Annotated in this window: 3 protein-coding genes; 1 reads left to right on the top strand and 2 read right to left on the bottom strand. The window is 38.7% G+C overall.

Annotated elements, in window-relative coordinates; translation table 11 throughout:
* Window positions 1-476 (bottom strand): dihydrofolate reductase (locus ABY905_RS15755; RefSeq protein WP_372645591.1); only part of this gene is annotated, 476 nt, incomplete at its 3' end.
* A gap of 140 nt (window positions 477-616) precedes the next feature.
* Window positions 617-1,411 (bottom strand): thymidylate synthase, encoded by a 795-nt coding sequence (locus tag ABY905_RS15750; RefSeq protein ID WP_372645589.1) that lies wholly within the window; start codon window positions 1,409-1,411, stop codon window positions 617-619.
* Window positions 1,412-1,657: 246 nt separating this feature from the next.
* Here ABY905_RS15750 and ABY905_RS15745 point away from each other — a divergent pair.
* The coding region (locus tag ABY905_RS15745; protein ID WP_372645587.1) for a YifB family Mg chelatase-like AAA ATPase at window positions 1,658-3,006 on the top strand (1,349 nt) is incomplete at its 3' end.

The following is a 3,006-nucleotide window of genomic DNA, read 5'->3' as shown; positions in this document are numbered from 1 at the left end:
TCGTAATCGATGAAAGAATATGCGTGCTCATTTTTAGCATCAGGCATATGATCTTCACGTTTCAAACTAGTCCATATTTTTGAGTCAACTTTAGGGAAGTATGTGTCGCCTTCAAATTTGCCATGAACCAATGTTAGATACAATTTATCAGCCTTGTCAATAGCTTCTTTATAAATTGTACCACCACCAATGATAAAAGCTTCCTGATCGGCAGGTACTTTCGCAAGGGCTTCATCCAATGAATTCACCACAATGCAGCCTTCTGCTTTGTAATCCACCTGACGGGTAATAATGATTGAGGTACGGTCTGGAAGCGGCTTGCCTATCGATTCGAAGGTTTTACGGCCCATAATAATATGGTGTCCTGTTGTTAAAGCCTTGAATCTTTTTAGATCGGCAGATAAACGCCAAATGAGTTGATTATCTTTCCCAATAACATTGTTTTGAGAAGTTGCTACGATGATTGATATAGGCATGATAGGTATGGGTTAGTGAATGTGTATGTAGTTAATGAGTGCAAGATTATTGGGGGAATTTGTGATTTTAAACTCAAATTCTTAAAATCCCAATCTCTTATTCTGTTTAACGCTTCAGCAATTTAATAATTATAATGTGATTAAACCGAAATAGCTCCTTTAATGTGAGGATCGGCTTCATAATTCTCGAGGCTAAAGTCTTCATATTTAAAATCAAATATACTTTTAACATCAGGATTGATTCTCATTTGAGGCAGTTTTTTAGGCTTCCGAGTCAATTGTAAATCAACTTGCTCCAGATGATTGTTGTAAATATGAGCATCACCTAATGTATGAATAAAGTCACCCGCTTCTAAACCACAAACCTGGGCCATCATCATGGTAAGTAGGGCATAAGAGGCAATATTAAAAGGAACACCCAAAAAGATATCGGCACTACGTTGATATAACTGACAAGACAATTTGCCATCAGCCACGTAAAATTGAAATAAAGCATGACAAGGAGGTAAAGCCATATTTTCTATATCGGCAACATTCCAGGCACTGACGATTAATCGGCGCGAGTTAGGATTATTCTTAATATCATTTACCAATTGAGAAATTTGATCGACATGTTCGCCATTAGCTTTAGGCCATGAACGCCATTGGTAGCCATACACATGACCAAGATCGCCATTCTCATCAGCCCAATCATTCCAAATCTTCACCCCATTATCCTGTAGATATTTGACATTGGTGTCACCATTCAAAAACCACAAAAGCTCATGAATGATGGATTTTAAGTGTAGTTTTTTGGTTGTAAGTACCGGAAAACCTTCTGATAGGTCGAATCGCATTTGATGACCGAAAAGACTAATCGTTCCGGTTCCTGTTCGGTCACCTTTTTGGTTCCCTTCTAGAGTTACTTTTTTTAGCAATTCGAGATATTGGCGCATAGTCGTTCAAATTTATTTTCAAAATTAGTTTAAAGTTAAACTTTCCAACGGAAGAATGTTTCTCTCTTCTAAATATTTCGGTAATCAACTTATTAACATGATTGTTGAAAACTATTAATGAAAGTAATTTTAAAATCGACTTTTGATTTTAAAAGTCAGAATCTTAAAAATATTTTCATTTAATTCAACATAAATTATTAATTTAAAGTCTCATTACATTATCATATAGTTTAAAAATCAGGTCAAATGCTCATCAAAACCTATGGAAGTGCGGTGTATGGTATTCATGCAACGACCATCACGATTGAAGTCAATGTTTTTAACGGAGTTCGTTTTTCATTAGTTGGTTTAGCCGACAATGCGGTGAAGGAAAGTCAGCAGCGTATTGATTCTGCATTACGAGAAGTTGGCTATAAAATTCCAGGTAAAAAGATCATTATTAATATGGCCCCTGCTGATATTCGGAAGGAGGGATCGGCCTATGATTTACCCTTAGCTATAGGAATACTAACAGCTACAGAACAAATTAAGTGTCCCGATTTGCAAAAATATGTGATTATGGGTGAGCTTTCGCTTGATGGAAGTTTAGTTCCTATAAAAGGCGTTTTGCCTATGGCAATAAAGGCCAGAGAAGAAGGTTTTGAAGGCTTAATCTTACCAAAGGAAAATGCTAAAGAAGCGGCAGTTGTTAATAACCTGAATGTTTATGGCATAGAGAATATTAAGGAGCTGATTGATTTCTTTAATGGAGATACTGAGTTGGTCATTACAGAAGTAGATACAAGGGCAGAGTTTTATTCTCACCTGAATCATTTTGAACATGATTTTGCCGATGTAAAAGGGCAAGAAAATGTGAAAAGAGCACTTGAGATTGCTGCTGCCGGGGGACACAATATTATTATGATTGGCCCTCCCGGTTCCGGAAAAACAATGCTGGCAAAGCGCATTCCAGGTATTTTACCTCCCTTGAGTTTGCAGGAAGCTCTCGAAACAACTAAGATTCATTCGGTGGCTGGCACGCTTGAAAAGGGGAGTGGCCTAATGACCAAACGTCCTTTTCGTAGCCCACATCATACGATTTCTGACGTCGCACTCGTTGGGGGCGGAACAATTCCCAAGCCTGGTGAAATCAGTTTGTCGCACAATGGGGTGCTTTTTCTCGACGAATTACCCGAATTTAAGCGTACGGTACTCGAAGTTATGCGACAACCTTTGGAAGATAGAACCATTACAATATCACGAGCCAAATTCACGGTTGATTACCCGGCAAGTACGATGCTGATATCATCAATGAATCCCTGCCCTTGTGGGTTTTATAATCACCCCGATAAAGATTGCCTTTGTCCCCCAGGTATGGTTCAAAAATATTTGAGTCGCATTTCCGGACCACTTCTCGATCGTATCGATATTCATATTGAGGTCACACCCGTTTCTTTCGATAAAATTTCGGATGAACGCCTGTCCGAAAAATCGGCAGATATTAGGGCAAGGGTTGAGGCGGCACGTCAAATTCAAACGGAGCGTTTTGTCGATGAAGAAGGGATGCATAGCAATGCCATGATGAGTTCTCGACTTTTGCGAAAATATTGCAAACC

Source organism: Ancylomarina sp. (assembly GCF_041555295.1).
Lineage (GTDB): Bacteria > Bacteroidota > Bacteroidia > Bacteroidales > Marinifilaceae > Ancylomarina.
The sequence above is the reverse complement of the archived record's forward strand: the minus strand, read 5'-3'. Positions and strand labels throughout refer to the sequence as shown.

Excerpts from the sequence above, each read along its gene's own strand:
- ABY905_RS15750 (WP_372645589.1), bottom strand. The coding sequence starts at position 1,411 with ATGCGCCAATATCTCGAATTGCTAAAAAAAGTAACTCTAGAAGGGAAC.